A 3,654-nucleotide genomic window follows, 5' to 3' on the forward strand; every position below is an offset into this window, starting at 1 on the left:
TTGGTTGCGGGGGCAGGATTTGAACCTGCGGCCTTCAGGTTATGAGCCTGACGAGCTACCGGGCTGCTCCACCCCGCGATATTTCATTCCGGACGTTGTGCCCGGGAGCGATGTCAGGCGTAGCCTGACGAGGTGAGGCCGTTAAGAGATCGATCCGGTGGATCGATCTTAGGCCGAACGGGCTGCTCCACCCCGCGTCCAGCGCCAAATCCTCCGGATTTGTCGCGGCTAGGCAAAGCGCTTGCGCTTTGCGGATCTGTGCCGAGCAAATTGCGAAGCAATTTGTCTCGCGTTCATTGTCTCTGCTTCTAAAGCAATTTCTAAGCTTAAAAAGCGAAAGGCCGCTGTGGTAGCGGCCCTTTGTGACGGCATGGGCCGTTGGTTTCGTTTGGAGAAGATTGTTGTCGATTTTGCGCATGTCGCTTTCCGAAGCTTGTTCAGCTTCGGGCACATGCGTATTCACGAGTTGCGTTTAGCAGACCTGGCAGCGACCGACTCTCCCGCGTCTTAAGACGAAGTACCATAGGCGCTGGGGCGTTTCACGGCCGTGTTCGGAAAGGGAACGGGTGCAGCCACCCCGCCATAACCACCAGGTCAGCGAAGCGCAACTTGTGTGAGAAGCTGGTTCACTGAGTGACTAGTGAGTAGTCGTCAGTGATTAGTTTTGAACACGTCTACCTTTCGCAAGGCACCGTCGGAGCAAAGCTCCGCAAGCGCAAAGCGCGTCGCCGGTTGTCCGGCGCGCCGTCCGCAGCGCCTATGGCGCGTGAGGACAGAAGGTCAGGCTCATCGAACTTTGTTCGATGAGCATAGTCAATGAGAACGATCAAGCCAATCGAGCTATTAGTACCGGTAAGCTTCATGCGTTGCCGCACTTCCACACCCGGCCTATCAACGTGGTCGTCTTCCACGGCTCTGATAGGGAACACTCGTTTCCAGGTGGGTTTCCCGCTTAGATGCCTTCAGCGGTTATCCCGTCCATATATAGCTACCCTGCTATGCCCTTGGCAGGACAACAGGTCCACCAGAGATATGTCCATCCCGGTCCTCTCGTACTAGGGACAGATCCTGTCAATATTCCTACACCCACGGCAGATAGGGACCGAACTGTCTCACGACGTTCTGAACCCAGCTCACGTACCGCTTTAATTGGCGAACAGCCAAACCCTTGGGACCTGCTCCAGCCCCAGGATGCGATGAGCCGACATCGAGGTGCCAAACAACCCCGTCGATATGGACTCTTGGGGGTCATCAGCCTGTTATCCCCGGCGTACCTTTTATCCGTTGAGCGATGGCCCTTCCACGCGGGACCACCGGATCACTATGACCGACTTTCGTCTCTGCTCGACTTGTCAGTCTCGCAGTCAGGCGGGCTTATGCCATTGCACTCGACGACCGATTTCCGACCGGTCTGAGCCCACCATCGCGCGCCTCCGTTACTCTTTCGGAGGCGACCGCCCCAGTCAAACTACCCACCATACACTGTCCCGGACCCGGATAACGGGCCGCGGTTAGACATCCATGACGATAAGGGTGGTATTTCAAGGATGGCTCCACAGAAACTGGCGTCCCTGCTTCAAAGCCTACCACCTATCCTACACATGCCGACACGAATGCCAGTGTAAAGCTATAGTAAAGGTGCACGGGGTCTTTCCGTCTGACCGCAGGAACCCCGCATCTTCACGGGGAATTCAATTTCACTGAGTCTATGTTGGAGACAGCGGGGAAGTCGTTACGCCATTCGTGCAGGTCGGAACTTACCCGACAAGGAATTTCGCTACCTTAGGACCGTTATAGTTACGGCCGCCGTTTACTGGGGCTTCGATTCAAAGCTTGCACCTCTCCTCTTAACCTTCCAGCACCGGGCAGGCGTCAGACCCTATACGTCGTCTTGCGACTTCGCAGAGCCCTGTGTTTTTGATAAACAGTCGCTACCCCCTGGTCTGTGCCACCCCATCATACTTGCGTAAAATGGGGTCACGCTTCTTCCGAAGTTACGCGTGCAATTTGCCGAGTTCCTTCAACATAGTTCTCTCAAGCGCCTTGGTATACTCTACCTGACCACCTGTGTCGGTTTCGGGTACGGTCTATACGGTGGAGCTATTTCCTGGAACCGCTCCGCTGCCCTGATAATCCAATAAACCAGAACAACTTGTGCGATCCGTCACTTCCACCAGGCCCACGAATATTAACGTGGTTCCCATCGACTACGCGTGTCCGCCTCGTCTTAGGGGCCGGCTAACCCTGCTCAGATTAACTTTAAGCAGGAACCCTTGGTCTTTCGGCGAGAGGGTCTCTCACCCTCTTTATCGTTACTCATGTCAACATTCGCACTTCCGATACCTCCAGGAGCCCTCACGGGTCTCCCTTCATCAGCTTACGGAACGCTCCGCTACCACTCCTCTTGCGAGGAATCCTCAGCTTCGGTGCATGGCTTCAGCCCCGTTACATTTTCGGCGCAAAGACCCTTATTTAGACCAGTGAGCTGTTACGCTTTCTTTAAATGATGGCTGCTTCTAAGCCAACATCCTGGTTGTTTTGGGATCCTCACATCCTTTCCCACTTAGCCATGACTTGGGGACCTTAGCTGGAGGTTAGGGTTGTTGCCCTTTTCACGACGGACGTTAGCACCCGCCGTGTGTCTGCCTGGTAGTACTTCCCGGTATTCGGAGTTTGGTTAGGATCAGTAAGACGGTGAGTCCCCATAGCCCATCCAGTGCTCTACCCCCGGGAGTATTCGCCAGACGCTCTACCTAAATAGATTTCGCGGAGAACCAGCTATTTCCGAGTTTGATTGGCCTTTCACCCCTAGCCACAAGTCATCCCAATCTATTGCAACAGATGCGGGTTCGGTCCTCCAGTTGGTGTTACCCAACCTTCAACCTGCTCATGGCTAGATCACTCGGTTTCGGGTCTAATGCAACGAACTATATCGCCCTATTCAGACTCGCTTTCGCTTCGCCTACACCTACCGGCTTAAGCTTGCTCGTTACACTAAGTCGTTGACCCATTATACAAAAGGTACGCCGTCAGGGTTGCCCCCTCCGACTGTTTGTAGGCATCCGGTTTCAGGTACTATTTCACTCCCCTTGTCGGGGTGCTTTTCACCTTTCCCTCACGGTACTTGTTCGCTATCGGTCATGCACGAGTACTTAGGCTTGGAGAGTGGTCTCCCCATGTTCAGACAGGATTTCACGTGTCCCGCCCTACTCTAGGACATACAAGATATCTACGCGTACGGGGCTGTCACCCGCTACGGCCGCACTTTCCAGAGCGTTCCGCTTTAATCTTATATGCCACTGGCCTGGTCCGCGTTCGCTCGCCACTACTTGCGGAGTCTCGGTTGATGTCCTTTCCTGCAGGTACTTAGATGTTTCAGTTCCCTGCGTTCGCTTCTTACCCCTATGTATTCGAAAGTAAGATACCTTATCACAATGCTTGGAAACCCAAGCCGACCTTGCAGTCAGTTTGGATTTTCCAAGCATTTAAGGTGGGTTTCCCCATTCGGAGATCCATGGATCAAAGCTTATTCGCAGCTCCCCACGGCTTATCGCAGCGTATCACGTCCTTCATCGCCTGTGCATGCCAAGGCATCCACCAAATGCCCTTACGACACTTAATCGTTCTCATTGCCAATGCTCATCATCTCGTTGC

At 54.0% G+C, this 3,654-nt stretch carries 1 tRNA gene and 2 rRNA genes; all 3 read right to left on the reverse strand.

The features are described from left to right. Position 1: 1 nt before the first annotated feature. Positions 2-78 (reverse strand) — tRNA-Met (locus FHT87_RS30955). A 401-nt stretch (positions 79-479) separates the two neighbouring features. Beyond that, positions 480-594 (reverse strand): 5S ribosomal RNA (gene rrf, locus FHT87_RS30960). A gap of 228 nt (positions 595-822) precedes the next feature. After that, positions 823-3,622: ribosomal RNA gene (locus FHT87_RS30965) — 23S ribosomal RNA — on the reverse strand. Positions 3,623-3,654: the final 32 nt, after the last annotated feature.

The sequence above is a fragment of the Rhizobium sp. BK316 genome, from assembly GCF_014193695.1.
In the GTDB taxonomy this organism is placed as follows: Bacteria; Pseudomonadota; Alphaproteobacteria; order Rhizobiales; family Rhizobiaceae; genus Rhizobium.